The following is a 26,465-nucleotide window of genomic DNA, read 5'->3' as shown; positions in this document are numbered from 1 at the left end:
AACGTTTTTGTTTATACTAAAGCTATGTTAAATTAATTATTCTTACTTCGAATACTCTCAATAACCACCGTTGCTAAAATTAAACTTCCGCCAAAAAAAGTGTTCCACGTGGGAATTTCATTTAAGAAAATAAACGCTAAAATAATTCCGAAAATAGGTTGCACACTACTAATAATACTTGCGGTTGATACCGAGAAAAATTGCAAAGAATGCACCATTAAACTATGCCCAATTGCTGTGGTTAGTAATGCTAATAATAACACATATGGGTACTGACTTTCGAACCCAGAAACATCCATAAAAAATAGTACCGGTAACAAACAAATAGTAATGATTAATGTTTGGTAAAACATCAATGACATTCCGTTATACTGAACCACATATTGCTTTAAAATTAAAATCCGAATCGAATAGCATAGGGCAGAAAGTAAGCCAAATAAAATTCCTTGAACGTTCGAACTTTCTATATTAAAACTAGGCGCTAAGATGTACAAACCAAGCAGTACCAGTAAGCCTAAAACAATATAAATAGGATCGAATTTTACCTTTAAAAACAAAGGTTCTAAAAAAGCAATCATTACCGGAAAGGTGTATAACGACAACATTCCTATCGCAACATTCGAGAGCTTTAACGCATAGAAATAAGTAATCCAATGGGCTGTCATAAAAATTCCACTAACAATAAACGGAACAACATGCTTGTTAGATTTTATCGCTAAATCAATCTTTTTAAATCTACAAAAGATGTACAAAAATAACATGGCAAAAGCAGAACGAAACCATACAATTACTTCAGATGGCATTGCGATATATTTACCTAAAACACCCGAAGTACTTATAAATAACGTTGCTAATAATAAACCAAAAAGGTTTTTAACATGTGTGTTTTGCATTATACTTTCTGTAATGTTTGTAAAGCTTTATTTACCGAATCAATTTTTATAAATGTGATGAGTAATCTCAGTCCATTTTTAGTTTTCTTTTCTTTCATTACACAACTTTTCGGGTTGCGTTGTACATACTGTAACATTTTAGAAAACGCTTCGGTTTGGTAAAAATCACTTTGTTGATCGGATACAAAATACCCTAGCATGCGTTTTTGTTTTAAAATAATCTTTTCAATACCTAACTCTTTAGCTAACCATTTAATACGAACACTATCTAGTAGGTCTTGTACTTGTTTAGGATATTCACCAAAACGATCGGTAATTTGGCTTTCAAACTCTAACAATTCTTCTTCTTTAGTTAGCGTTCCAAGTTTGTTATACAAACTCAATCGTTCAGTAACTGAATTCACATAATCATCAGGAAACAAAATTTCAAAATCAGTATCAATCTGAACTTCTTTTACATATTCTTTCGTCTTATTTTCATCAACTGGGTAGAGTTCTTTAAACTCGTTTTCTTTTAGTTCTTCAATGGCTTCTTGTAATATTTTCTGATAAGTCTCAAAACCAATATCATTAATAAATCCGCTTTGTTCACCACCTAATAAATCTCCAGCTCCACGGATTTCTAAATCTTTCATCGCGATATTTAATCCGCTTCCTAAATCAGAAAACAACTCTAATGCTTGAATTCTTTTTCGTGCATCATCAGTCATCATATGATACGGCGGCGTGATAAAATAACAGAATGCTTTTTTGTTAGAACGCCCTACACGACCACGCATTTGATGTAAATCTGACAATCCGAAGTTATTGGCATTATTAATAAAAATAGTATTGGCATTTGGTACATCCAATCCACTTTCGATAATCGTAGTTGATACCAAAACATCAAACTCACCATTCATAAAACCAAGCATCAGTTCTTCAAGCTTTTTACCTTCCATTTGCCCATGCCCAATTCCGATTTTTGCATTGGGTACCAAACGTTGTAATAAACCTGCTACTTCCTTAATATTTTCTATTCGATTATGGATAAAAAAGATTTGTCCTCCTCGTGAAATCTCATAGGTAATCGCATCACGAATAGTTTCTTCTCCAAAGCGAATTACATTGGTTTCTATTGGATGACGGTTTGGTGGTGGCGTTTTTATTACTGATAAATCACGCGCTGCCATTAAACTAAACTGTAAAGTTCTTGGTATTGGTGTTGCCGTTAACGTCAACGTATCCACATTTTCTTTTATGGTTTTTAACTTGTCTTTTACTGCTACTCCAAATTTTTGCTCTTCATCAATAATCAGTAAACCTAAATCTTTAAAATTTACTTTTTTATTGGTTAATTGATGCGTACCAATAACAATATCTACACTTCCGTTGGTAACCCCTTCTAAAACGCCATTACGCTGTTTTGTGGTTCTAAAACGGTTTAGGTAATCAATTGTAACCGGAAAGTCTTTTAAACGCTCTGAGAAGGTTTTAAAGTGCTGAAACGCCAAAATAGTAGTGGGCACTAAGATGGCTACTTGTTTTCCGTTGTCTACCGCTTTAAAAGCCGCACGAACCGCCACTTCTGTTTTACCGAAACCTACATCTCCACATACCAAACGATCCATCGGTTGTTGTTTTTCCATATCTGCTTTTACATCTTGTGTTGATGTAAACTGATCGGGTGTGTCTTCATATAAAAAGCTTGCTTCTAACTCGTGCTGCATGTGTGTGTCGGGTCCGAAAGCAAATCCTTTTTGTAGTTTTCTTTTGGCGTATAACTGAATTAAATTAAACGCAATATGTTTTACTCTAGCTTTGGTTTTCTGTTTTACTTTTTTCCAAGCGCCAGAACCTAATTTATATACTTTTGGTGGTTTACCATCTTTACCGTTAAACTTCGATATTTTGTGCAATGAGTGAATACTTACATACAAAATATCTCGATCGCCATACACTAGCTTAATGGCTTCTTGTTTTTTACCTTCTACATCAATTTTTTGTAAGCCTCCAAATTTTCCAATTCCGTGATCGATATGCGTTACATAATCGCCCACATCTAACTTGGTTAATTCTTGTAGGGTGATGGATTGTTTTTTCGCGTATCCATTTTTAAGGCGGAATTTATAATAACGCTCAAATATTTGATGATCGGTATAACAAACAATCTTATTTTCTAAATCAACAAAACCTTGGTATAACGGAAATACAATGGTTTCATAAGAAACCTCTTGCTCTCCATCGTCAAAAATATCGTGGAATCGTTGCGCTTGCTTCTCATTTCCACAAAAAATATAATTGGTAAATCCTTTGGCTGAAAACTCGTTAAAATTCTGAATTAACAAGTCGAATTTTTTATTGAAAGACGGTTGCGGATGGGTATCGAAACTAACTTTTGGTAATCCATCTTTTTGAGAAGTACCAATGTTTACCGTAGTAAAATCGTTTAATTGATTTTTAATCAGCTCGCCATTACAAAATAATTCTGATGGTTTCGAGTGGTTTACTTCTTCTGATAATTCGTTAAACGACAGTTCTGCTTTTCTGTAAAACTTATCTAAATTACCCGTAAGAATCTCTGTGTTTTTAACAAAAATGGCGGTTTTAGACGAAATGTATTTTAAAAAACTCTCTCTACTTTCTTGTAGCGCTTTGTTTTCTACATTCGGCATAATGCTCACTTTCTTCAGTTTTTCTTTAGAAAGTTGGGTTTCTACATCAAAGGTTCGGATGCTATCTACCTCATCGCCAAAAAACTCGATACGATAGGGTTCGTCGTTCGAAAATGAAAATACATCGATAATTCCTCCACGTAATGAAAACTCACCAGGTTCGGTCACAAAATCTACACGATTAAAATTGTATTCGAACAATACTTCGTTTACAAAATCGGGCGATACATTTTCGCCAACCGTAATTTTTAAGGTGTTTTTTTCGAGCTCTTTTTTAGTAACTACTTTTTCGAATAGGGCAGTAGGGTAGGTAACTATTATCGCTGGTTTTTTACGCGAATTAATGCGGTTTAAAACCTCAGCACGCAATAACACATTGGCATTATCAGTTTCTTCTATCTGATACGGACGACGATACGAACCTGGATAAAACAACACATTTTTATCGCCTAATAATTGCTCTAAATCGTTTAAATAATAGGCAGCTTCTTCCTTGTCGTTAAAAATTAACAAGTACGGTTTATCTGCTTTTTTAAAACTTTCTGATATAACAAAAGACAACGAAGAACCAACCAAATTCGTTATTTGAAAATGGTGTTGTTCTTGTTGAAGTGCGCTAACAATCTGGTTTACGTTACCCGATTGTTGGTAATGATTTACAATAGTTTGCTTACTCAACCTAAAAAAATTTACGCAAAGATACGAGGAATGTTTTTTTGTTGGATTTTATGGTTGATAAAATTAATTTTAAAGTATTTGTGTAATTTTTATTCCATTGATAACCATTAAATTTAATAAAAAAACCGAATAGAAAGTCAGCAAACGTTTTGATAAATAGTTTAAAACTTGTAATTATATATGATGTTTGAAATAATTATTTACTCTCGATTATCATAATACTAAATTTAAATTTGTCAGGCTCATCGTCAGAGTTATTCAATGATGTATAGCCACCAACTATTGTTGCAGAAAATTTATCTACAGTAACATTATCTGTTCTAATATTAGCTAAGTGAGTTGTGGATTCAGGAATTATTATTATGAATGGTTTATTTACAAATTTGGGAAGTCTGTCACCTATATTTGTTTTTAAATCTTCAAACCTATAAGTATTATAATAATCTTTATTAATTTCAAGTGATAAATCTCTAACAAGATAAAAGCTTTGTTTTATTTTATTATTCTTGTTTAAATCAGAAATTACTTTTTGAATTTGATAAATTTGATAATTTTGAGCATTTACTTTTTCCTCATTTACTGGTATCTTAGAATTGATTATATTTTGTTTTAATTCTATATTATGTAATAATGAATCCTTTAATTTTATTCTCTTTTCCGTAATATTGATTATTGAATCAATAGATTTTGTTTTTTTTAATAAGTCAAATTTTATTTCATCTTTAGCACTATTCAAAGTGTTGTATCCTAATAAACCAGCAACAGCTACAATTATCGAAAAAACAGCTACTATAAATTCAGATTTATATTTAAGTTCATAGTACTTGGCATCATTTAACTGTTTATCTTTTTTGGATGAATTTTTTTTTAAACTATTCAAGGAAATTAAATTCCATATATTAAAAACAAGTAATGATATTCCAATAATTATTAATAAAAATGTCATTTTAAAATATTGTTAACGGTCTCTTACTACCATTGCTAATTATAAGATTAAACATTCGGCTTGAGTAATTCCTAATGATTTCAGGGTATAGTCAAACTCTCAATAATTGAAGTTATAGTTATTTTTTTTCAAGTCCTGCATTGGGATATTTAGCTTGTAATTTTTTCAAAGAATTCTCTCTAATTTTTTCTAGTTCTGCACTCGATAAAAGATTTTGTCCTCCCATTTTATTTATTAATTTTTCGACTAATTCTTCTAATATTAGTATTCTGTATTCAGAATCTAATGCTGATTGAGCTATATCAACTCCTCCTATATTAATTCCCATTTGTGTTTGTTTTTTTGCCAGAAATTGAGTTTTCCGTGTTATTTAATTCCATCTTTTCTTTTTCAAATATTTTATTCACTATGTAAGTGCTAACTATTCCGATTATCAAAGTTCCTATTAATGATAAAACGAAATTTTTAGTTTTTGCCCACCAAGGAGGATTGTAATCAGGTCTCCAAGTTACATTATTACAACCTTTACATTGAATATGCGCATTTGATTTTATATCAGTAACGTCAATATCTGAAGAGCATTTAGGACAAGTTAATAAATAACTTAACTTCTTTTTTATTTCAATTCCAGTATTTCCCGTCAAATTTGGTATTTCACTCATTTCAAATTATGGTTAGTTTCTCTAATTATTGTCAACTTCCTTATATAATTTTTAAAAGATACTACTATACATTTTTAAAAGTTATATAAACAACGTAATAGTGTTTTGTTTTTTCTTTTTTAACGCACACCAAATTAAGCGTACAAATTCAACTTCTTTTACGGCAATCCGTAAGAGAAATTATATGCATCATCATTTATTAGAAAAATAAGGTAGGAAAATAGGGGACTATTTCTTTTTCAATTTTTCGCAGTTAAACTTACAGAATAAATACAGTAAAAACAATAAGAATATTCTTTTTATTTATTCGTGTATTCTAAATTTTACTTGGCTATCTAGTTTTATAGTAAAAACGTGTTTTAATATAGTTTTAAGCCGAGAAAAGAGCTAAAACAGCGATATTATAATCTCCTTTTTAAAAACCACTAAAAAACAGGTAAAAATAAGTCAGTTTTATTACTATAATTTATTTTTTTAAACAACATTATAAAAAAAACTAATACTGTGTTTTTGTCGAAATTTCTTAACTTTAGTAAAAAGTTTTTGGTGACTTTTTTTACATCAATGCTTCTAAAAAGAAAACGATACTAATTACAAAAAACAAAAAACTATGTCGATATCAGATTTATATGCTAGCGGAAAACACAAACAAGAAATTGGGCATTTTGCCAGTGTGGTAAAAATTGCAAAGACCGATGGTGTTATTGCCGATGGTGAACAACAATTATTAGATAGAGCTGCAAAAAAATTACACATCAGTAAAACTGAATATGCTGAGATTTTAAAGAATCCAGAAAAGTTTCCTGTAAATCCGCCTGTAAGTTACGATGAGCGTATTGAGCGTTTATACCGTTTAACAAAAATGGTTTTTGCCGATGAACATGTAGATAGAGAGCAAGTAACTTTAATGCAACGTACTGCGGTAGCTTTACAGTTTCCGTTAGATAATATTGAAAAGGTTTGCGACGAAGCCATACACTTGGTAATGAACGATAATGATCTTGATGATTTTACCAGTGCAATTAAAAAAGTAAACGCAGTTTAATTTATTTATACTAAATTGCCTTTAACCAAGTTATTATTATAAATCAATCTACCATGAGAAATAAAATTCTGCTGCTTATTGTACTTTGTTGTTCAATTAATTTGTTTTCGCAAAACTTAAACGACTCTTGGCAAATAGGGGTAGGAATGGGGATTACAAAATTTAGTGAAAGTGATGCTGCTTTTATTGGTGACGGATATTTATTTCAAGTACCAGTATTAAGTATAACAATGCCATTAGGTGAAAGACTTTCGTTAGATGGAGCCATGTCGTTTAACACAATAGACGATGTTGGTTTTATTAGCAACTCTGCAAAATATTTTTCGATGGATGGATCGTTACGTTATAATTTTGATGCAATTTTAAAGAACTTTAGTCCCTATGTTTTTGTCGGTGGTAGTATTGTAGATTCTGAACGTAAAATGACTCCTACGCTTAATGTGGGTGCCGGTGGAATTTATTGGATTACCGATAGAATGGGTATCAACCCGCAACTATATTACAAACACTCTTTAGAAAGTTTTGAGAGCATGCGTTCTCATATACAAGGAACTTTAGGAGTAGTATTTAAACTAAATTGGAACAATACTGGTAAACGTGGGTCGGCTGGTAAAACAGGGGCTTCATGTTATTACAACCAGTTTTAAAAATAAATTTTTAAGTATAAAAAAAGCCGCTGTTTAGCGGCTTTTTTATTTTATGATAATTTGTTGATAGCGTTTTCTATTCGCTGTACTGTGGTTTCTTTACCAATCATTGTCATGATATCAAACAAATCTGGTCCAGCTAACTTACCAACTAAACTTAAACGTAACGGTTGCATTACTTTACCAAAACCAATTTCTTTAGAAGTTATCCATCCTTTAATTTCGGTCTGTGCATTCTCGATCGAGAAATCTTCAATATTTTTAATTACCGAAACTAATTCTTGCATTAATTCTCCCGTAGTTTCTTTCCATTGTTTCTTCGCTGCTTTCGCATCATATTCTTCAGGGTTTACAAAAAAGAAGTTTGATAATTCCCAGAAATCAGCCACGAACGTAGCACGTTCTTTTACTAAGCCAACTACTTTTTCAGCGAAAGCTTCATCAGTAGTAATTCCTTTCTCCGAAAGAATAGGCATGTATAAAGCTGTTAATTCCTTATCAGATTTTTGCTGTAAATATTGTTGATTAAACCACTTGGTTTTATCTGGACTAAACTTAGCACCAGATTTACTTACACGGCTTAAATCGAATGCTTCAATCAATCCTTCTAAAGAGAATATTTCTTGCTCCGTTCCTGGGTTCCACCCTAATAAAGCTAGCATGTTTATAAAAGCATCGGCAAAATAACCGTCTTCTTTATATCCACGTGAAACATCACCTGTTTGTTCGTTGGTATATTCTAATGGAAATACTGGAAAACCTAATTTATCACCATCACGCTTGCTTAATTTTCCTTTACCTACTGGTTTTAAAATTAATGGTAAGTGTGCAAATTTTGGTGCATCCCAACCAAAAGCTCTGTATAATAACACGTGTAACGCCATTGATGGTAACCATTCTTCACCACGAATAACGTGAGAGATTTCCATTAAATGATCATCTACAATATTTGCTAAATGATAAGTTGGCATTCCGTCTGATTTAAACAATACTTTATCGTCTAAAACATTGGTGTCAATCTTAATTGTTCCACGTATTTCATCCTCCATTATCAAAGTTTCATCTTGTGGAGTTTTAAAACGGATTACATATTTATCGCCCGCTTCTAATTTAGCCTTAACTTCTTCAGTCGATAAAGCCAACGAACTGTTTAACTTTTCACGGTTATGCCAGTTATACGTAAATGTTTTACCATTTTCTTCGTGGTTTTTACGATGTGCATCTAACTCTTCAGCAGTATCAAAGGCATAATATGCCCAACCGCTTTCTATTAACTGATCGGCATATTTTTTATATAAATCTTTACGTTCTGACTGACGATACGGTCCGAATTTTTCATTCTTTCCTGGTCCTTCATCAAAAGGAATATTACACCATTCTAAAGAATCTATAATATATTGTTCTGCATTGGCAACATAACGTGTTTGATCGGTATCTTCGATACGTAACACAAATGTTCCGTTGTATTTTTTAGCAAATAAATAGTTGAATAAAGCGGTTCTTACACCACCTATATGCAAAGGTCCTGTTGGACTTGGAGCAAATCGTACTCTTACGTTCTCAGTCATTTTTATTGATTTGAAAGCGCAAAGATAGTTTTAATATGAGCATAAAAAAAGCTCTCAAAAGAGAGCTTTTAATTAAATACTGAAACGTATTATATATGTTAATTTTCATGAGGTAATTCAACACAAATTGGTAATTTATGAATGTTACAATAAAATGGTCCTCCTTCAAAACACTGGTGATTATATTGTGGTGGGCATTCCCCTAAATTATAACCTCCTTTTATAGATTGTTGTTCTTGTTTTTTTAATACTTTTCCTACGTTTGAAATGTTCTTTAACATAATATGATTTTTTAAATTTCTCAAATCTAAATAGTTAAAAATATTTATATTGATTAAAAACCATAAAAAGAGTAAGGATAATCCTTACTTAACTAAAAATTAATAAATGGTAGAAATAATAATACCCACCAATGTGGGCATTATTAAGGGGATGTTAAACTAAATACAAATTTTATTTATCATCCCATTAAAAAAAGATTTAGATACTAAATATACGATTTTTTTATCATATATAAAAAATGTAAGATTAAAAATCCTAATACAAAATAATCTGAAATCTACTTCTTATTTTTTAACATAGATCTTGTTTACAATCATAAAAACAAGCACTAAACTCTTCTTTAGTTTGAAAATTTTGCGATCTACAAAAATCTACACAAACCGAACAAATAAACGGAGCACCTCCTTGAATCAATTTTTGGTCATTCTTACTTAATGTAGACCCAATACTTGAAATATTTTTAAACATAATATAAGTTTTTAAGATATTTGACAATAACCCCAGAAGCAAAAGAAACGTTCATGTTCCATACCTGGATAAGAATTAAGAATATCACAATCGCTATTTGTAGCGCATTGCATAGTTCCTCCACCAAAACCACCATTGATAGATTTTTGTTCTGTTTTGTTTAGGCTAATTCCTAAGTTTGAAATTTTTTTAAGCATACTATAAGTTTTAAGTTGTTTAAAATTAAACAGTTAAAAACATATATACTTTGAAAAAACCGTAAAATAAATATGGGAAAACCATAAATTTTTACATAAAAAAAGCGAGCAAATGCTCGCTTTAGTATATTTAATATTATAAGTCTAAAACTTTTGATACAATCCAAAACTTATTGCTGGGGCTTTGGCAACTCTTCTACCCGCAAAAGCACCTCCAAAACCAATATTTGCTCCGAAGCTATCGTTAAATTCTCCGATAAATTTTAATCCGAATGCTGCAAAACTTTGATCGTTAACATATAAACCAGTTGCTAAGTTTTCGGCTGGTAACATTATATCTCCATTTTTTAAAGAAGCTACACCATCTAAGAAACCAGCAATCCATAACCAATCTATTGCTTTATACCCCATTTCTCCTCCTAATTTAAAGCTACTACTGTAATCGTTAGTACGAAGATCAACGCCTGTAAATGCTTGAATATACCATCTATCAAAACCTCTACCTGCTAAAACCATCGGCGTAAACGTCCATGCATCATAACCAGATCGTAAACCTGAGGTTGCATCATATTCTGATATGTTCATTTCAACATTTAATTGTCCTGAAATCAACCATTTTTTATTATAAAAATTATGCTTAACTCCTAACTGAATATTACCTGCAATAATCTTATCGTTAATACCTGATAAAATTTTTAATGGTAAAACAGTTAATAAAGTCGTTTTATCGGTAAGACCATATTCTCCATATAATTGAAGTGTATTATCTGATATTTTTCTAGGTAAGATAATGTCGTTGTCTTTACCAAAAAGTTTATCATAATTAGAAATGGTAGTATACGATAATTGTACATACCCTTCGTCCTTATTTTTGGTCCACGGACTTTGTGCAAAGAAATTAACTGAAGTAAATAGTAGAGTTAAAATGGCTAGTTTTTTCATCTTTTTTGTTTTTAGTTATTCGATAGTAATTTTCTGTTTTTTAAGGTTTAGTTGTAAGACGCAAAAAATGCTTACAGAAATCTTTAACAAATACTTTCTTTTAAAAATAGTACTTTTATAGCTAGATATGGCAATTTTTAACAAAATAGAGCAAAAATTACAGCAATTTAGTAAGAAATATTACACGAATGAGCTGATAAAAGGGAGTATTTTATTTATTTCTTTAGGATTAATATATTTATTTTTCACCTTATTTATAGAATATTTTTTATGGTTACAACCTACTGCCAGAACCGTTTTATTTTGGAGTTTTATTGTTGTTGAATTGTTTTTATTTTTTCGTTTTATCTGTTTTCCTGTTTTTAAGATTTTGGGGTTACAGCAAGGAATATCGTTCGAAGAAGCTTCAAAAATTATAGGTAATCATTTTCCTGAAGTAAAAGACAAGCTTTTAAATGTATTACAGTTACAACAAAACAATCAACAATCGGATTTATTATTAGCCAGTATTGAACAAAAGTCGGAGGAATTACAACCTATATATTTTAATAAAGCAATAGATTTTACTAAAAATAAAAAGTATTTAAAATATGCTTTAATCCCTTTGTTTATATGGTTATTCTCTTTTCTTACTGGTACATCCAACAAGTTATCTGAAAGTTTAAATCGTGTTGTAAATCATAATATTGCTTATACACCACCAGCTCCTTTTTATTTTAATTTAACTGCTAAAAATTTAAAAGTAATTAAAGGAAAAGATATTACGGTATATGTACAAACTACTGGAGAAATTGTTCCACAAGAAGCAAAAGTTCATTTTAACAACCAACAATATTACTTTGAAAATGAAGGAAATGGGCTGTTTTCTTTTACCTTTTCTGAAGTGCAAAAACCAATTACTTTTTTTGCTAGTGCAAATGGTGTAACCTCTCAAGAATATAAAATTGATGTGATAAATACACCTTCGATTCAAACTATTTCTTTGAATTTAAAATATCCTCGTTATACTAAAAAACAAAACGAAACTATTAGTAACGCAGGTAATTTAACGGTTCCACAAGGAACCACGGTGCAGTGGGTCGTAAAAACATCTGAAACTGATACCGTTAGTTTTATTCAGCAAGAAAAAAAGACTTTTTTTAAGAAAATAAACGCTGATGAATTTCAACATCAAAAGCAAGTATACCAAAATTTAAACTATCAGATTAGTACTTCTAATCAGAATTTAAAAGATTACGAACAATTACAATTTTCTATTGATGTTATAAAAGATGAATACCCAACCATTAATGTAAATTCTAATATAGATAGCATTTCACGAGGAAATGCACAGTTCGTTGGACAAATTGCTGATGACTACGGTTTTAAGAAATTAGAATTGGTGTATTACGATAAAAACAACAGTCAAAGTACTAATAATCAGTTAATTAAAATAAATAAAGAAGCTATTCAAACATTTTATTATGAGTTTCCTAATGGTTTAAATCTTAAAGAAGGTGTTGATTATGAGCTATATTTTCAGGTATATGATAATGATGTAGTTAATGGAAGTAAAAAAACGGTGAGTAATAAGTTTTCGTATCGTCAAAAATCAGAAAATGAAATTGAAAATGAGTTATTACTAGAGCAGAAAAACTATATTCAAAACATTGAAAATTCTTTAGACAAACAACAAAATAGTAAGAAAGATTTAGAGAAAATTCAGTTCGAGCTTCAAAACAAAAAGAACGTAAACTGGAATGATCAGAAAAAAATTAAAAATGTAATTAAGCGTCAAGAACAGTATCAACAAATGATGCAGCGTCAAACCAATAAATTACAAGAAAATTTTTCGGAGAAAAAAGAAAAAAATGAAAGTTTACAAGAGAAAAAAGAAGATTTAAAAAAGCGAATAGAAGAACTTAAGAAGTTAGAAAAACAACAAAAGTTATTAGACGAACTTAAAAAGTTAGCAGAAAAACTTAATAGAGAAGATTTACTTAAAAAAACTAAAGAGTTAGCACAACAAAATAAGCAACAAGAAAGAAGTTTAGAACGTATTTTAGAAATGACGAAGCGTTTTTATGTTGAACAAAAAATGAACAAGATTGCTGATAATTTAAACGAACTGTCAAAAAAACAAGAAGATTTAAGTAAAAAAGAAACCAGTAAAGAGGAGCAAAATAAAATAAATAAAGAGTTTCAAGAAGTAAAAAAGGAACTTGATGATTTGAAAAAAGACAATGAAGATTTAAAATCTCCCATGGATTTACCTTCTATGGAGGATTTAAAGAAAGAAACTCAAGAAGAACTAAACAAATCAGAAGAAAATTTAGATAGTAAAAAGCAATCTGAAGCAAAACAAAACCAGAAGAAAGCATCAAAAAAGATGCAAGAAATGAGTCAGAAAATGCAAGAATCTATGCAATCGATGTCTGCCGAAATGGAAGAAGAGAATATGGAAGGTATGCGTCAGATTCTTGAAAACTTAATTACTTTTTCTTTTGATCAAGAAGCATTAATGAATGTGTTTTCTTCAAGTAACTCTGCTCATCCAAATTTTGGTAAGAATCTGCAAAAACAACATGTACTTAAAACTTACTTCGAACATATTGATGATAGCTTGTTTGTATTATCGATAAAAGTTCCTAAAATTTCTTCTAAAGTTCAAGATCATTTAGCGCAAGCACATTATAACTTAAACCAATCTTTAGAGAATTTTGCAGACAATCATTTTCAGAATGGTATATCTAATCAACGTTATGTAATGACTTCTGCTAATACCTTAGCAGATATGTTAAGTAATGCATTAGATGCTATGCAAAACCCTAAACCTGGTAGTGGAAAAGGTAAGGGTAAAGGAAAGTCTTTTAGCTTACCAGATATTATTCAAAAGCAAAAAGAATTGATGGATAAAATGAAAGATGGAATGCAAAAGAAAAATCAAGGAAAGCCTAAAGATGGAAAGGACGGAAAAAAGAAAGGTGAAAAAGAAGGAAAAGGAGGAGAGCAAAGTGAAGATTTAAACGGTGAATTATATCAGATTTATAAAGAACAATCTGAGTTGAGACAACAATTAGAAGACGCAATTAAACGAGGAAAAGATGGTTCTGGAAAAGCTAAAAAAGCTTTAAAAGAAATGGAACAGTTAGAAAATGAAATTTTAGAAAAAGGTTTTACGCAACAAAGCATTAATAGAATGCAGCAATTAAACTACGAATTACTAAAATTAGACAAGGCTACTTTTGAACAAAATCAGGATAAAAAACGAAAATCGACTACCAATTTACAAGAGTATCATAACAATACTACAAAAGAACTAAAGTTTAAAAAGCTGTTTTATAACCAAACTGAGATATTAAACAGACAATCACTACCTTTGCGCCGAAATTACAAAAAGAAGGTGCAAGAATATTTTAGCCTTCCTAAAAACAAAGAGTAACACTTTTAAATTTAGTGTTATAAATTAAAATATCCTGATACATAGAGAATGATTGCATTTAATTATGAAATAGATTTTCAGTTAGAAAGCGAAGATAAAACTGCTAATTGGATTCAAAATTGCATAGAAAAAGAAGGCTTTGAATTAGGCGAAATCAACTATATTTTTTGTGATGATGATTATCTTCATAATATTAATGTAGAGTTTTTACAACACGATACCTTAACAGATATTATCAGTTTTGATTATACTTTGGGTAAGTTAGTTGGAGGTGATATTTTTATTTCTGTTGATAGAGTTAAAGAGAATGCTAAAGAGTTTAATACTTCATTCGAAAACGAATTACACCGTGTTATTATTCACGGAATATTACACTATATGAAGTATAAAGACAAGACCGAAGAAGAGAAGCAAGTGATGCGAGAAAAAGAAAATACTTGTTTAAATATTTTAAATAAAAACTAAAAGTTCCACGTGGAACCGAATTAATAAAATGAGTTTATTTAATACAACATACGATGTAATTGTAGTAGGAGGTGGTCATGCTGGTAGTGAAGCTGCAGCGGCAAGTGCCAACATGGGAGCACACACTTTATTAATTACAATGAACTTACAAAACATTGCTCAGATGAGTTGTAATCCTGCTATGGGTGGAATTGCAAAAGGGCAAATAGTTCGTGAAATAGATGCCTTAGGAGGTTATAGTGGAATTGTTACCGACAAGACTGCTATACAATTTAAGATGCTTAACAAATCGAAAGGACCAGCAATGTGGAGTCCAAGAGCACAATCTGACAGAATGCAATTTGCAGAGTGTTGGAGAACGATGTTAGAGCAAACCGAAAATTTAGATTTCTATCAAGATTCAGTAAACGGATTATTGTTTGACGGAGATAAAATTGTTGGTGTAAAAACAGTTCTTGGTTTAGAAATAAAAGCAAAAACTGTTATCGTAACTGCAGGAACTTTTTTAAATGGATTAATTCATATTGGAGAAAAAACATTTGGTGGTGGTAGAGCAGGAGAAGGTGCTTCAACAGGAATTACAGAAGACTTAGTTGCAAAAGGTTTTGAATCTGGAAGAATGAAAACTGGAACCCCTCCAAGGGTTGATGGTCGTTCTTTAGATTATTCTAAAATGACAGAGCAACCAGGTGATGATAATCCTGAAAAGTTTTCTTATTTACCTATAACAAAAACATTAACTAAACAACGTTCTTGTTACCTAACATACACCAATCCAGAAGTACATGATTTACTTCGTGAAGGGTTTGATCGTTCTCCAATGTTTAATGGTAGAATCAAATCTACTGGTCCAAGATACTGTCCTTCTGTTGAAGATAAAATAAATCGTTTTGCAGAAAAAGAACGTCATCAAGTTTTTGTAGAACCAGAAGGATGGACTACAGTAGAAATTTATGTAAATGGTTTTTCTACATCATTACCAGAAGATATTCAAGACAAAGCAATTCGTTCAATTGCAGGTTTTGAAAATGTAAAGTTCTTACGATATGGTTATGCTATAGAATACGATTATTTTCCACCAACACAATTAAAACACAACTTAGAAACAAAGCTAATTGAAAATTTATTTTTTGCAGGGCAAATAAACGGAACTACTGGTTATGAAGAAGCAGCTGCTCAAGGATTAATGGCTGGTGTAAATGCTGCATTAAAAACTCAAGAAAAAGAATCGTTTATTTTAAAAAGAAGCGAAGCTTATATTGGAGTTTTAATTGATGATTTAATTACTAAAGGAACAGAAGAACCATATAGAATGTTTACTTCTCGTGCTGAATATAGAACACTATTAAGACAAGATAATGCTGATTTACGTTTAACAGAAAAATCATTTAAACTAGGTTTAGCTTCTCAAGAAAGAATGGATAGAGTAGAAGAGAAGAGAACGAAAACTGAAGAGCTAATTAAGTTCTTAAATAATTTAAGTGTTAAAAAAGAAGAGATAAATCCTATTTTAGAAAGTAAAAACCTTTCTACTATCAATCAATCTATGAAGTTAATTAAAATAGCTTCTAGACCTCAACTATCTTTTAATGATTTTACTTCTATAGAAAAATTAGACACTTACATTAAAGAACATAATATCGATCAGGAAATTATTGAGCAAGTAGAAATTCATTTAAAATATTCTGGTTATATCGAGAAAGAAAGAAACAATGCTGATAAATTAAATAGGTTAGAAAATGTTCCTATTCCTTCTACATTTGATTATAATAAGGTAAAATCTTTATCATTCGAAGCAAGAGAAAAATTATCTAAAATACAACCAACTTCTATTTCACAAGCAAGTAGAATAAGTGGAGTATCTCCTAGTGATATTTCTGTACTACTTGTTTATATGGGTAGATAGTTTTAAATAAATTTAATAAAAAGAAAAAGGTTCCATGTGGAACCTTTTTCTTTTTTATGTAATATTGCATCGAAATTAAAAAATGTTCCTCGTGGAACATAACATAAAAATGAAGGAGTTGAAAAAAGAAAAGGGGTTATACAAAAACTTAAAACCATTTTTAAACTGTATCGATCATACAGTATCGAATGAAAGTTATGAGGTAATGATTAATGAAGAATATGATATGTTAATTACCTCTCCTGTTCCAACTAATTTGGAGAATTATTATTTGAGTGATTCATATATTTCTCATACCGATAGTAAAAAAACACTTTTTGATAAAGTATACCAATTAGTAAAAAACTATACTTTAAAAAAGAAACTAAAACTAATCAACTCGTTTAATACTGATGAAAAAACAATTTTAGATGTTGGTGCTGGTACAGGTGATTTTTTAAATGTTTGTAAAAACAATAGCTGGAAAATTAACGGAATTGAACCTTCTTTAAAAGCACGAGAAATTGCAAGTAAAAAAAATATTATTTTAAAAGAAGATATTTCAGAAATTAAAGAAACTAAATTTGATGTTATTACTTTATGGCATGTTTTAGAACACATTCCTAATTTAATAGAATATACTCAAGTGCTTAAAGAATTAATAAAACCAAATGGTGTTTTAATAATTGCAGTTCCGAACTATAAAAGTTATGATGCAAAACACTATAAAGAGTTTTGGGCAGCTTATGATGTACCGAGACATCTTTGGCACTTTTCTAAAACATCAATAGAAAAAATATTTTCATCTGTAGAAATGAAAGTAGAAAAAATACTTCCGATGAAATTTGATTCATTTTATGTTTCACTATTATCAGAAAAATACAAAACAAGAAAATCAAGACCATTTCATGCATTTTATAGAGGATTAGTATCAAATATAAAAGCAAAAAGAACAAAAGAGTATTCTTCACTCATATACATTCTTAAAAACACTTAAAAACGTTTTTAAACCTAATTTTAAAGACTTATACTAATATAGTTATAGAAATACCTAATAAAATAATAAAACCCTCTTAAAAATTAGATTTAAGAAGGTTTTGTATTAAAATAATTTATGTAAAATAAATTTTACATAAATTTTATCTATTTAATAAATACATTCCAAAAATTGTAATTATAAAGTAAACTGCTAAAGTCATTGCACCTGCATAATCTTTTGCTAAACGTTGACCAATTAATAAAAATATTAAGGACAAAGCTGCAATCTCAACTCCAAGCAAAGCTAAATTATGATCACCAGTTGTTGCTAAATTAAAAATACCGATAAACATAAAAGCACCAGCTAATAATTCCATTACTAAAATTATTACCAATAAAAGAGGTACTACATTTTTTAAAGGAGAATTTTTAAAGTGACCTTTAATAAAAGATAAATTTCCATTCCAGTCGGTTACTTTATCGATTCCTGATTGTAAAAAAGTAACAATTAAAAATAACAGAATTAAAATTTCTGTAGCGTGTTTTTGTATAAGTTCCATAAAATTGATTTTCAACAAATATAAGTGGAAAAGGAAAAACATGTAACATTTAATAAAAAATGCGTCAAATAAATAGATACAAGAATATGTATCTTTACATTAAATCAATTATTAACTTAAAAAAATAAGACTATGCCAATTTACATGTATCCATTTATCTTTTTTGGGATCATTATTCTATTATCTTCCTTTTTCATTGTAAAACAACAAACAGCTGCTATTATAGAGCGTTTTGGTAGATTCCATAGTATTCGTCAATCTGGATTACATTTAAAAATTCCTTTAGTTGATAGAATCGCTGGGAAGTTGAGTTTAAAAATTCAACAATTAGATGTAATTATTGAAACAAAAACATTAGACGATGTATTTGTAAAATTAAAAGTATCAGTGCAGTATAAAGTAATTAAAGATAAAGTATACGATGCATTTTATAAATTAGATTATCCACACGATCAGATAACTTCATATGTTTTTGATGTAGTACGTGCAGAAGTACCTAAAATGAAATTAGATGATGTATTCGTAAAGAAAGATGATATTGCAATTGCTGTAAAATCAGAATTAAACGATGCAATGATGACTTATGGTTATGACATTATTAAAACTTTAGTAACAGATATTGATCCAGATGCACAGGTAAAAGAAGCAATGAACCGTATTAATGCTTCTGAACGTGAAAAAATTGCTGCTCAATTTGAAGGTGATGCACAACGTATTTTAATTGTAGAGCGTGCTAAAGCAGAAGCTGAAAGTAAGCGTTTACAAGGACAAGGTATTGCAGACCAACGTCGTGAGATTGCTCGTGGTTTAGAAGAATCGGTAGAAGTTTTAAATAAAGTAGGTATTAACAGTCAGGAAGCATCTGCTTTAATCGTTGTTACGCAGCATTATGATACGTTACAATCTATTGGTCAAGAAACAAATAGTAACTTAATTTTGTTACCTAATTCACCCCAAGCAGGTAGCCAAATGTTAAACGATATGGTTGCTAGTTTTACTGCTAGTAATCAAATTGGTGAAGCTATGAAGAATGCTAAAAAAGATAAATAATAGTATGATATTAACTACTACACATAGCATTGAAAATAAACCTGTAAAAGAATATTTAGGTATTGTTACAGGGGAAACAATAATCGGTGCTAATATTATAAAAGACTTCTTTGCTGGTATTAGAGATATTGTAGGTGGTCGTTCTGGTTCTTATGAAAAAGTATTGAGACAAGCTAAAGATAGCGCTCTTAAAGAAATGAAAGAAAGAGCTATGAAGTATGGTGCTGATGCTATCGTAGGTATTGATTTAGACTATGAAACTGTTGGTAAAAATGGTGGAATGCTCATGGTTACTGCCTCTGGAACTGCAGTTAAATTATAATAAATAAAAAAACCGAAACTTAATAGTTTCGGTTTTTTTATATAAAGAATATATTAATTATTTTTCTTCTGTGCCTTCTTCTTCTGTTTTGGTAGCATCTTTAAATTCTTTAATTCCGGTACCTAAACCTTTCATTAATTCTGGAATTTTCTTTCCTCCAAACATTAATAAAACTAATGCAACTACGATGGCAATTTGCCAAGGTCCAATCATTCCTAAAAATATAGCGTTTGAGATCATTTTATATTAAATTTTACACTACAAAGATACAAAATTAACTTCTGTGTTCTATTACACCACCAATTACTTTTTTATCTTTAAATACTTCTGGTGTTCCTTTGTAAAAAATAGATCCTCCAAAAGATACTTTTGCATCTAAAGTTTCACCTGCTTGCACTTCTACTTTCGATCCTGATCCAGCTTTAACTATTGTCATAGCAGAAACTTCAACATTATAACCATGATACATTCCACCTAAATCTGCAGCAACATTTTGGTTTTTAGTTGAACCTGAAAGCTTAATAACAGCCCCTGAAGAGCTTTTTACCTTTAAATGCTTAACATTTACCACCATATTAATAAAAGCACCTTCTTGAGCCTTTATTTCTATCTTAGGTTGTTTAATTTCTTTACTGGTAATTACAGCTCCTTCATTAGCATCAATAATGTTTAAATTATTAGCATAATAAAGAATAACTTTAACTTTACCTTCTGCAGTAGTTTCAGGAAATTTTAAAGAAACTCGTAAAGTATTATTACTAGTTTTAACCTTAACTTTTTCAGCCTTTTCTCCTGAAATAATTATTTTAGATTCATCTGATTTTATCAATTCAACATCTATTCCATTGAAAATTTTAATTTCAGAAAAATCTCCTAATTTTTTATTTATAGTTGTTTGAGCTGATGCTAAAACAGTCATCAAAAACAAACTTAAAATTACTATTTTTTTCATCTTAACTTTCATTAATTATTAGATATACCCAATAACTATACCAATACTATAAAGACAAATATTAAAATTTATTGTTGCAGAATCTAAGAAATTAGTGAGAAATTAAATTAAAATCTAAATGCTTACGTTCTAAATCGGTCTTTTTAACTTTTACTACAACTTCATCTCCTAGTTGAATTACGTTTTTAGTTGACTGACCTACAATAGCGTACTGCTTTTCATCAAAAATATAATAATCATCTTTAATATCACGAATACGTACCATTCCTTCACATTTATTAGATTTTATTTCTACATAAATTCCCCACTCGGTAACTCCAGAAATAACACCTTCGAATTCTTCATCTTGATGATCTTGCATGTATTTAACTTGCATGTATTTAATAGAATCACGCTCAGCTTTCGAAGCTAATTCTTCCATCTTAGAAGTGTGTTTACATCTTTCTTCATAAATTTCAGCATTAAGAGATTTTCCTCCATCTAAATAATGTTGTAATAAACGATGCGTCATCACATCAGGGTAACGACGAATAGGGGATGTAAAATGTGAATAATAATCAAAAGCTAATCCATAATGCCCAACGTTTTGAGTTGTATAAGCAGCTTTACTCATTGATCGAATTGCTAAAGTTTCAACCATATTGGCTTCACCTTTACCATGAACATCTGCTAATAATTTATTTAACGATTGTGATGTTTTTTCTTTTGTTTCAGTATTAATCTTATAACCAAACTTGCCAATAATATTTTGTAACGAAGCTAATTTTTCAACATCTGGTTCATCGTGAACACGGTATACAAAAGTATTTTTACTAGGCTTTCCTTTTTCTAAACCAATAAACTCTGCTACTTTTTTATTTGCTAATAACATAAATTCTTCAATTAATTTATTAGCATCTTTCGCTTCTTTAAAGAATACGCCAATCGGGTTTGCATCTTCATCTAAATTAAATTTTACTTCAACTCTATCAAAAGAAATAGCTCCAGATTTCATACGTTTCTTACGCATCTTTTTGGCTAATTCATCTAATTTTAAAGTAGCTTCAACTATCTCTGGAGAAACTTCATATTGCTTATCGATAATTGAAGTTTCTAAAGGCATTGTATACGATTGAATATCTTCAGAAATTTTACAATTTTCTATAATAGATTGTGCCTCTTCATATGCAAATCGTTGATCTGAATACGTAACTGTTCTTCCAAACCATTGGTTAACAATTTGTGCTTTTTCATTCATTTCGAACACTGCAGAAAAAGTTAATTTTTCTTCATGTGGTCGTAAAGAACAAGCACCATTACTCAACATTTCTGGTAACATTGGTACAACTCTATCTACTAAATAAACCGATGTTGCTCTGTCGTAAGCTTCATCATCTAAAATAGTTTTTGGTTGTACATAATGTGAAACATCTGCAATATGGATTCCTATTTCGTAATTACCATTTTCTAGTTTGGTAAACGATAAAGCATCATCAAAATCTTTAGCATCTTTAGGATCGATTGTAAAAGTTAAATCACTACGCATATCACGTCGCTTTGCAATTTCTTCTTTGGTTATTTCTAAAGATAATTTTTCTGCGTCTTCTTCTACTTCCTTTGGAAATTCAAAAGGTAAACCATATTCTAATAAAATAGAATGTATCTCTGTATCATGGTCTCCTGGTTTACCTAAAACTTGCGTAATTTTTCCAAACGGGTTTTTAGAGTTTTCTGGCCAATCGGTCATTTCTACAACTACCTTATCACCATCTTCTGCTCCGTTAATTTTGTTTTGAGCAACAAATAAATCAGCATACATTTTGTTACTATCTGGTATAACAAATCCGAAGTTTTTATTCATTTGTAAAACTCCAACAAACTCTGTCTTTTTACGTTCTATAACATCTACAACTTCAGCTTCGAACTTATTTGATCTACGTTTTTTATATACGTAGGCTTTTACAGTATCTTGATGTAATCCTTTACCCAAATTTATAGAAGGAATAAATATATCTTTTTCAAAATCATCAGACATAAAATATCCATTTCCATTAGAAGTTAAATCTAAGGTACCGATATGATATTTTCGGTCTTCATTAATTTGAAACTTACCTCTATCTATCTCTTTAATTTTTTTGGTAGCTGTTAATTCTGTTAATTTTTTAAGTATTTGGGTTTTTCCATCTGTATCAGAAATTCCCATTTTACCAGCAATTTGCTTATAATTGTAATATTTATTACTGTCTTCGTTAAGTATTTTAAAAATATTTCTGGTAAGGTCTTTAATTATTTTACCTTTTTTCTTGTAGATTTTTTTCTTTCTAGTCATTAATCTTTCTTCTTATTTTAATTTTTACCAAAATACAAATAAATCAACTGAATTATTATTAAATAACTGTTATGAATGTATTTTGTATTTTGGCGCAATTATTTATTATTTTACATGATACATTCTTGGTTTATAATTGCAAATCCTGCTTCTGGAAACAAAAAACTTTCTAAAAATTGGAAAGAAATCGAGCAATTATTAAACGAAAAAAATATCGATTTTTCTTACGCTTTTACGCAGTATTCTAAACACGAAATTGAATTGGTACACACTGCTATTCAACAAGGTTATAGAAATATAATTTCCGTTGGTGGAGACGGTACACTACATCACGTAGTAAACGGAATTATGACACAAAGATATGCAAAAACTTCTGATATTACTGTAGGTATAATTCCTTTAGGTACAGGAAACGATTGGATTAAGACTTATAACATACCTAATAACATTGAGCAATCGATTAATTTGATTCAAGAAAAAAAGTCAATTTTTCAAGATATAGGGCACCTTAAACTAACTAAAACTTCAGCATATTTTAATAATGTTGCGGGAATTGGATATGATGGATATGTTGTTAATAAATTGAATAAATTAAAACGTTTTGGTCCTATTGCTTATTTATTAAGTGGAATAGCTGGGTTATTACTTTACAAAAAAACTTCTTTTAAAGTAGAAATTAACAATAAAACAATTGAAACTAAATGTTTAATGACTCTGTTCGGAATATGTAAATATTCTGCTGGAGGAATGCAATTAACTGATTATAAAGATTCTACAAATGGTTTATTTGATATTACAATAGCTAAAAATTTAAATTTTTGGGATTTAACATTTCATCTTAAAAAACTATATAACGGGTTAATAGTTAAACATAAAAAGGTAGAAACACACTTATCAAAAGAGCTGTTAATAACTCCAATTACTATAAAAGATCAACCTTTTATTCAAGCAGATGGAGAATTAATTGGTAAAGGAAAAGTTAAAGCTTCGGTGGTTAAAGGCGCAATTCAGTTTATAATTCCTTAAAAAAAGTTAAAAAAATCTTAATTATAGTGTAACATTTCTCAAAATTTAACGTCTTTATAACAAGAAGACGTTAATAATGAAAAGCTTACGTAAAATAATCGCTTTATTTATATTTATATTTATTACAGGAATAATTGTTACTGTAGTGAGTATAAACACGACTTTAAACAAAAAAACACCTACAGAGTTAGTTAAAGCTAAAGACACTGTTTACTTGCTTAAAAAGCAGAAAAAAACAGTTTAATCGCTGAGCGATACCCAAGTATTTAATTTTCAGAAGTTAACCATAGCTTATAAACTAAAAAAGATATTTAGTAGATACCTCATACATTTACTACTATTAATTTAACTAAAGTTTCTTTTTACTCTTACTTATCAACAAGCTTAGTTTTAATTGCAAAAATTTAGCAACTTTCCTTTTTTTAAAAACAATATACTTTAGTTTTTACTAAAGAGTTTAAACTATCTAAAAATCTTTAAATTTAAAAAATTGATGTTATCAACATATTATATTATTAATAAAAAAGATTTTTAAATTTTAAAAAAAGGAATGATGGTTATTATAGTGTGTTAATATGTACAATAAATAGTTTATTAATTTTTTGGTGGTATCACTTGTTAAAATAAACTAACAAGTTATTAGCTTCTTAAAATCTTAAAAATCAATAATAAATTAGAGTTATTAACAAAACTTATAAACAGCTATTCACTTAAAATTATGAATAGTTAATTTAATTTTAAATGTAAATAAGAGGTTAATTTTATGTTGATAAATGTTCATTAAAAACTCAAAAAAAAAGTTGCATATGTAATAGTAGTTCTTGTATTGTAAAAAAAATGTAAATAATCAAATAATCTTTTTAAAATCTACCATTAGTTCTTAACATTTTAATAATAAGGTTAAGTACTTTATTCTTAATAGGTTATTAAGAATGCTAAAAAAAGCATTGTTAATTACTGTTGATAACCGTGAATAACTGTATTTTTGTAACTCACAACTAAATTAAAATCAACATATTATGACAATTGCTGTAGGAAACGACCATGCTGGTACCGAATATAAATTTGAAATCGTACAACTTTTAGAAGAATTAGGACATAAGGTAATTAACTTTGGAACCAATACGAATGATTCTATGGATTACCCAGATGCTATTCATCCAGCAGCTGAAGCTGTAGAAACTGGTCAGGCAGAAATGGGTATTATTTTATGTGGAAGTGGTAACGGAGCGCAAATGACCGCTAATAAACATCAAGGTGTACGTGCTGCTTTATGTTGGAATAATGAATTGGTTGAACTAACACGCCAACATAACGATGCAAATGTGTTAACAATTCCAGCTCGTTTTGTGTCTTTACAACAAGCGTTAGGTTTTGTAAAGATTTTCTTATCTACAGAATTTGAAGGTGGTCGTCATGCAAATAGAGTAAACAAAATAGCTTGCGATTGCTAATGGAATTTAAAGTAAAAACTTTTAAAGAATTAACAACTTCAGAACTGTATGAGATACTTCAATTACGTTCTGAAGTTTTTGTTGTAGAGCAAGATTGTGTATATCAAGATATTGATTTTAAAGATCAAAAAGCATTACATGTTATAGGAACTAAAGAAGGTAAAATTATTGCCTATACTCGTTTATTTAATAGTGGAGAATATTTTGATACTCCAAGTATTGGTAGAGTAGTTGTAAAAGATACCGAACGTAAATTTGGTTACGGACACGATTTAATTAAAGTTTCTATACAAGCTATTATTGATAACTACAACGAAACAAAAATCACGATATCTGCGCAAACTTATTTACAAAAGTTCTACGAATCTCACGGGTTTAAACAAGTTGGTGAAGAGTATTTAGAAGACGGTATTCCGCATATTAAGATGGTGAGAGATTAATAAAGTTTATCAACTTCAATTACTTCTCCAGAATCCATTTTACCTAATTCAATATTTCCAACGCGTACACGTACTAAACGTAGTGTAGGACAATCAACAGCAGAGGTCATTTTTCGAACTTGTCGAAACTTACCTTCGGTAAGTATAACTGAAATCCAGCTAGTTGGCCCATGGCGATCGTCACGTATTTTTTTAGAGCGTTCTGGAAAATCGGGAGTATCAATTAGTTTTACTTTGCAAGGCTTTGTTTGGTATTTTTTTCCATCAAAACCAATTTCAACACCTTTTCTTAATTGCTCAATTTTTTCCTCAGTTATTTGCCCGTTAACCTGTACATAATATTCTTTTTCAACCTTACCTCGGGTGGTAATAAAATCACTTACTTTTCCATCAGTAGTTAATAATAATAAACCTTCAGATTTTACATCTAATCTACCCACAGCCATGGTTCCTTCAGGAAAATCATGTAATTCTCCTAGCATTTTATGTTTGCCACCTTTTTTTTGATTGGTAATAAACTGAGAAAGAAATCCATAAGGTTTATGAATAATAAAATGTCGATGTGTTTGCATTGATAAAAAATAAGGATTACAAAATTACAAATATTGAATACTAAAAAGCT

At 29.8% G+C, this 26,465-nt stretch carries 25 protein-coding genes; 11 read left to right on the top strand and 14 right to left on the bottom strand.

What is annotated here, in order from left to right:
* Positions 1–32: 32 nt before the first annotated feature.
* The 5 genes from H3Z83_RS09515 to H3Z83_RS09495 form a co-directional block, all read right to left on the bottom strand.
* Positions 33–893, bottom strand: coding sequence for a DMT family transporter (locus H3Z83_RS09515; protein WP_182125255.1), 861 nt, complete (start codon positions 891–893; stop codon positions 33–35).
* Positions 893–4,225: a transcription-repair coupling factor gene (mfd, locus tag H3Z83_RS09510; RefSeq protein ID WP_182125254.1), complete on the bottom strand. Its 3,333-nt coding sequence runs from the start codon at positions 4,223–4,225 to the stop codon at positions 893–895. The genes H3Z83_RS09515 and mfd overlap by 1 nt, the downstream gene beginning before the upstream one ends.
* Positions 4,226–4,421: 196 nt before the next feature.
* On the bottom strand, positions 4,422–5,171 hold the full coding sequence (locus H3Z83_RS09505) for a hypothetical protein (protein ID WP_182125253.1): 750 nt from the start codon (positions 5,169–5,171) through the stop codon (positions 4,422–4,424).
* Positions 5,172–5,289: 118 nt separating this feature from the next.
* Complete coding sequence (locus H3Z83_RS09500; RefSeq protein ID WP_182125252.1) at positions 5,290–5,499, bottom strand: hypothetical protein; 210 nt, start codon at positions 5,497–5,499, stop codon at positions 5,290–5,292.
* On the bottom strand, positions 5,489–5,833 hold the full coding sequence (locus H3Z83_RS09495) for a hypothetical protein (RefSeq protein WP_182125251.1): 345 nt from the start codon (positions 5,831–5,833) through the stop codon (positions 5,489–5,491). The genes H3Z83_RS09500 and H3Z83_RS09495 overlap by 11 nt, the downstream gene beginning before the upstream one ends.
* A gap of 610 nt (positions 5,834–6,443) precedes the next feature.
* Here H3Z83_RS09495 and H3Z83_RS09490 point away from each other — a divergent pair.
* Together H3Z83_RS09490 and H3Z83_RS09485 are read left to right on the top strand one after the other, a co-directional pair.
* Complete coding sequence (locus H3Z83_RS09490; protein WP_182125250.1) at positions 6,444–6,878, top strand: tellurite resistance TerB family protein; 435 nt, start codon at positions 6,444–6,446, stop codon at positions 6,876–6,878.
* Positions 6,879–6,931: 53 nt separating this feature from the next.
* The gene (locus H3Z83_RS09485) at positions 6,932–7,525 is read left to right on the top strand and encodes a porin family protein (RefSeq protein WP_182125249.1); all 594 of its coding nucleotides are present in this window, start codon (positions 6,932–6,934) and stop codon (positions 7,523–7,525) included.
* Between the two features lie 50 nt (positions 7,526–7,575).
* Here H3Z83_RS09485 and gltX read toward each other — a convergent pair whose 3' ends face one another.
* The 4 genes from gltX to H3Z83_RS09465 all read right to left on the bottom strand — a co-directional run bounded on the left by gltX (position 7,576) and on the right by H3Z83_RS09465 (position 10,982).
* Positions 7,576–9,093: a glutamate--tRNA ligase gene (gene gltX / locus H3Z83_RS09480; protein ID WP_182125248.1), complete on the bottom strand. Its 1,518-nt coding sequence runs from the start codon at positions 9,091–9,093 to the stop codon at positions 7,576–7,578.
* Between the two features lie 98 nt (positions 9,094–9,191).
* Positions 9,192–9,374 carry a hypothetical protein gene (locus tag H3Z83_RS09475; protein WP_182125247.1) on the bottom strand — a complete coding sequence of 61 codons (183 nt, stop codon included), beginning with the start codon at positions 9,372–9,374 and terminating at the stop codon, positions 9,192–9,194.
* A gap of 480 nt (positions 9,375–9,854) precedes the next feature.
* Positions 9,855–10,040, bottom strand: coding sequence for a hypothetical protein (locus H3Z83_RS09470; protein ID WP_182125246.1), 186 nt, complete (start codon positions 10,038–10,040; stop codon positions 9,855–9,857).
* A gap of 144 nt (positions 10,041–10,184) precedes the next feature.
* On the bottom strand, positions 10,185–10,982 hold the full coding sequence (locus H3Z83_RS09465; protein WP_182125245.1) for a hypothetical protein: 798 nt from the start codon (positions 10,980–10,982) through the stop codon (positions 10,185–10,187).
* A 127-nt stretch (positions 10,983–11,109) separates the two neighbouring features.
* On the opposite strand from H3Z83_RS09465, the gene H3Z83_RS09460 reads away from it, so the two are divergent.
* From H3Z83_RS09460 to H3Z83_RS09445, 4 genes are all read left to right on the top strand, one after another.
* Positions 11,110–14,403: a DUF4175 family protein gene (locus tag H3Z83_RS09460; protein WP_182125244.1), complete on the top strand. Its 3,294-nt coding sequence runs from the start codon at positions 11,110–11,112 to the stop codon at positions 14,401–14,403.
* 48 nt (positions 14,404–14,451) lie between these two features.
* On the top strand, positions 14,452–14,868 hold the full coding sequence (gene ybeY, locus H3Z83_RS09455; protein ID WP_182125243.1) for an rRNA maturation RNase YbeY: 417 nt from the start codon (positions 14,452–14,454) through the stop codon (positions 14,866–14,868).
* A 28-nt stretch (positions 14,869–14,896) separates the two neighbouring features.
* On the top strand, positions 14,897–16,774 hold the full coding sequence (gene mnmG, locus H3Z83_RS09450) for a tRNA uridine-5-carboxymethylaminomethyl(34) synthesis enzyme MnmG (protein ID WP_182125242.1): 1,878 nt from the start codon (positions 14,897–14,899) through the stop codon (positions 16,772–16,774).
* Between the two features lie 118 nt (positions 16,775–16,892).
* Complete coding sequence (locus H3Z83_RS09445) at positions 16,893–17,750, top strand: class I SAM-dependent methyltransferase (protein WP_394366243.1); 858 nt, start codon at positions 16,893–16,895, stop codon at positions 17,748–17,750.
* A gap of 142 nt (positions 17,751–17,892) precedes the next feature.
* Here H3Z83_RS09445 and H3Z83_RS09440 read toward each other — a convergent pair whose 3' ends face one another.
* A complete protein-coding gene (locus H3Z83_RS09440) occupies positions 17,893–18,291 on the bottom strand; it encodes a DoxX family protein (protein ID WP_182125241.1) in 399 nt (132 codons plus the stop codon).
* Positions 18,292–18,423: 132 nt separating this feature from the next.
* Between H3Z83_RS09440 and H3Z83_RS09435 the strand changes: the two genes are divergently transcribed.
* Entirely contained in the window at positions 18,424–19,341 is a 918-nt protein-coding gene (locus tag H3Z83_RS09435; RefSeq protein WP_182125240.1) for an SPFH domain-containing protein, read from the top strand.
* A 4-nt stretch (positions 19,342–19,345) separates the two neighbouring features.
* Positions 19,346–19,663 (top strand): heavy metal-binding domain-containing protein, encoded by a 318-nt coding sequence (locus H3Z83_RS09430; RefSeq protein WP_182125239.1) that lies wholly within the window; start codon positions 19,346–19,348, stop codon positions 19,661–19,663.
* 57 nt (positions 19,664–19,720) lie between these two features.
* Here H3Z83_RS09430 and H3Z83_RS09425 read toward each other — a convergent pair whose 3' ends face one another.
* The 3 genes from H3Z83_RS09425 to rnr all read right to left on the bottom strand — a co-directional run bounded on the left by H3Z83_RS09425 (position 19,721) and on the right by rnr (position 22,923).
* The gene (locus H3Z83_RS09425) at positions 19,721–19,903 is read right to left on the bottom strand and encodes a Sec-independent protein translocase subunit TatA/TatB (RefSeq protein ID WP_182125238.1); all 183 of its coding nucleotides are present in this window, start codon (positions 19,901–19,903) and stop codon (positions 19,721–19,723) included.
* Between the two features lie 34 nt (positions 19,904–19,937).
* On the bottom strand, positions 19,938–20,615 hold the full coding sequence (locus tag H3Z83_RS09420; protein ID WP_182125237.1) for a head GIN domain-containing protein: 678 nt from the start codon (positions 20,613–20,615) through the stop codon (positions 19,938–19,940).
* 91 nt (positions 20,616–20,706) lie between these two features.
* Complete coding sequence (gene rnr / locus H3Z83_RS09415) at positions 20,707–22,923, bottom strand: ribonuclease R (RefSeq protein ID WP_182125236.1); 2,217 nt, start codon at positions 22,921–22,923, stop codon at positions 20,707–20,709.
* Between the two features lie 114 nt (positions 22,924–23,037).
* Here rnr and H3Z83_RS09410 point away from each other — a divergent pair, with 114 nt between their 5' ends.
* The 3 genes from H3Z83_RS09410 to H3Z83_RS09400 all read left to right on the top strand — a co-directional run bounded on the left by H3Z83_RS09410 (position 23,038) and on the right by H3Z83_RS09400 (position 25,843).
* Positions 23,038–23,949: a diacylglycerol/lipid kinase family protein gene (locus tag H3Z83_RS09410; RefSeq protein WP_182125235.1), complete on the top strand. Its 912-nt coding sequence runs from the start codon at positions 23,038–23,040 to the stop codon at positions 23,947–23,949.
* 1,019 nt (positions 23,950–24,968) lie between these two features.
* On the top strand, positions 24,969–25,403 hold the full coding sequence (rpiB, locus tag H3Z83_RS09405) for a ribose 5-phosphate isomerase B (protein WP_182125234.1): 435 nt from the start codon (positions 24,969–24,971) through the stop codon (positions 25,401–25,403).
* On the top strand, positions 25,403–25,843 hold the full coding sequence (locus H3Z83_RS09400) for a GNAT family N-acetyltransferase (RefSeq protein WP_182125233.1): 441 nt from the start codon (positions 25,403–25,405) through the stop codon (positions 25,841–25,843). The genes rpiB and H3Z83_RS09400 overlap by 1 nt, the downstream gene beginning before the upstream one ends.
* Here H3Z83_RS09400 and H3Z83_RS09395 read toward each other — a convergent pair.
* Positions 25,840–26,415, bottom strand: a complete 576-nt coding sequence (locus H3Z83_RS09395; RefSeq protein WP_182125232.1) for a pseudouridine synthase — start codon at positions 26,413–26,415, stop codon at positions 25,840–25,842. The two genes, H3Z83_RS09400 and H3Z83_RS09395, sit on opposite strands and share 4 nt — an antisense overlap.
* Positions 26,416–26,465 lie beyond the last annotated feature (50 nt).

Source organism: Tenacibaculum pelagium (assembly GCF_014062345.1).
GTDB classification, from domain to species: domain Bacteria; phylum Bacteroidota; class Bacteroidia; order Flavobacteriales; family Flavobacteriaceae; genus Polaribacter; species Polaribacter pelagius.
This window is presented reverse-complemented; position numbering and strand designations above follow the sequence as displayed.

Bases quoted from the DNA above. Each gene is read 5' to 3' on its own strand.
- H3Z83_RS09435 (WP_182125240.1), top strand. From the start codon at position 18,424: ATGCCAATTTACATGTATCCATTTATCTTTTTTGGGATCATTATTCTA.
- H3Z83_RS09430 (WP_182125239.1), top strand. From the start codon at position 19,346: ATGATATTAACTACTACACATAGCATTGAAAATAAACCTGTAAAAGAA.
- H3Z83_RS09425 (WP_182125238.1), bottom strand. From the start codon at position 19,903: ATGATCTCAAACGCTATATTTTTAGGAATGATTGGACCTTGGCAAATT.
- rpiB (WP_182125234.1), top strand. From the start codon at position 24,969: ATGACAATTGCTGTAGGAAACGACCATGCTGGTACCGAATATAAATTT.
- gltX (WP_182125248.1), bottom strand. From the start codon at position 9,093: ATGACTGAGAACGTAAGAGTACGATTTGCTCCAAGTCCAACAGGACCT.
- H3Z83_RS09505 (WP_182125253.1), bottom strand. From the start codon at position 5,171: ATGACATTTTTATTAATAATTATTGGAATATCATTACTTGTTTTTAAT.
- mnmG (WP_182125242.1), top strand. From the start codon at position 14,897: ATGAGTTTATTTAATACAACATACGATGTAATTGTAGTAGGAGGTGGT.
- ybeY (WP_182125243.1), top strand. From the start codon at position 14,452: ATGATTGCATTTAATTATGAAATAGATTTTCAGTTAGAAAGCGAAGAT.
- H3Z83_RS09515 (WP_182125255.1), bottom strand. From the start codon at position 893: ATGCAAAACACACATGTTAAAAACCTTTTTGGTTTATTATTAGCAACG.
- H3Z83_RS09495 (WP_182125251.1), bottom strand. From the start codon at position 5,833: ATGAGTGAAATACCAAATTTGACGGGAAATACTGGAATTGAAATAAAA.
- H3Z83_RS09420 (WP_182125237.1), bottom strand. From the start codon at position 20,615: ATGAAAAAAATAGTAATTTTAAGTTTGTTTTTGATGACTGTTTTAGCA.
- H3Z83_RS09440 (WP_182125241.1), bottom strand. From the start codon at position 18,291: ATGGAACTTATACAAAAACACGCTACAGAAATTTTAATTCTGTTATTT.
- H3Z83_RS09410 (WP_182125235.1), top strand. From the start codon at position 23,038: ATGATACATTCTTGGTTTATAATTGCAAATCCTGCTTCTGGAAACAAA.
- H3Z83_RS09400 (WP_182125233.1), top strand. From the start codon at position 25,403: ATGGAATTTAAAGTAAAAACTTTTAAAGAATTAACAACTTCAGAACTG.
- H3Z83_RS09490 (WP_182125250.1), top strand. From the start codon at position 6,444: ATGTCGATATCAGATTTATATGCTAGCGGAAAACACAAACAAGAAATT.
- H3Z83_RS09500 (WP_182125252.1), bottom strand. From the start codon at position 5,499: ATGGGAATTAATATAGGAGGAGTTGATATAGCTCAATCAGCATTAGAT.
- rnr (WP_182125236.1), bottom strand. From the start codon at position 22,923: ATGACTAGAAAGAAAAAAATCTACAAGAAAAAAGGTAAAATAATTAAA.
- H3Z83_RS09485 (WP_182125249.1), top strand. From the start codon at position 6,932: ATGAGAAATAAAATTCTGCTGCTTATTGTACTTTGTTGTTCAATTAAT.
- H3Z83_RS09395 (WP_182125232.1), bottom strand. From the start codon at position 26,415: ATGCAAACACATCGACATTTTATTATTCATAAACCTTATGGATTTCTT.
- H3Z83_RS09460 (WP_182125244.1), top strand. From the start codon at position 11,110: ATGGCAATTTTTAACAAAATAGAGCAAAAATTACAGCAATTTAGTAAG.
- H3Z83_RS09465 (WP_182125245.1), bottom strand. From the start codon at position 10,982: ATGAAAAAACTAGCCATTTTAACTCTACTATTTACTTCAGTTAATTTC.
- H3Z83_RS09475 (WP_182125247.1), bottom strand. From the start codon at position 9,374: ATGTTAAAGAACATTTCAAACGTAGGAAAAGTATTAAAAAAACAAGAA.
- H3Z83_RS09470 (WP_182125246.1), bottom strand. From the start codon at position 10,040: ATGCTTAAAAAAATTTCAAACTTAGGAATTAGCCTAAACAAAACAGAA.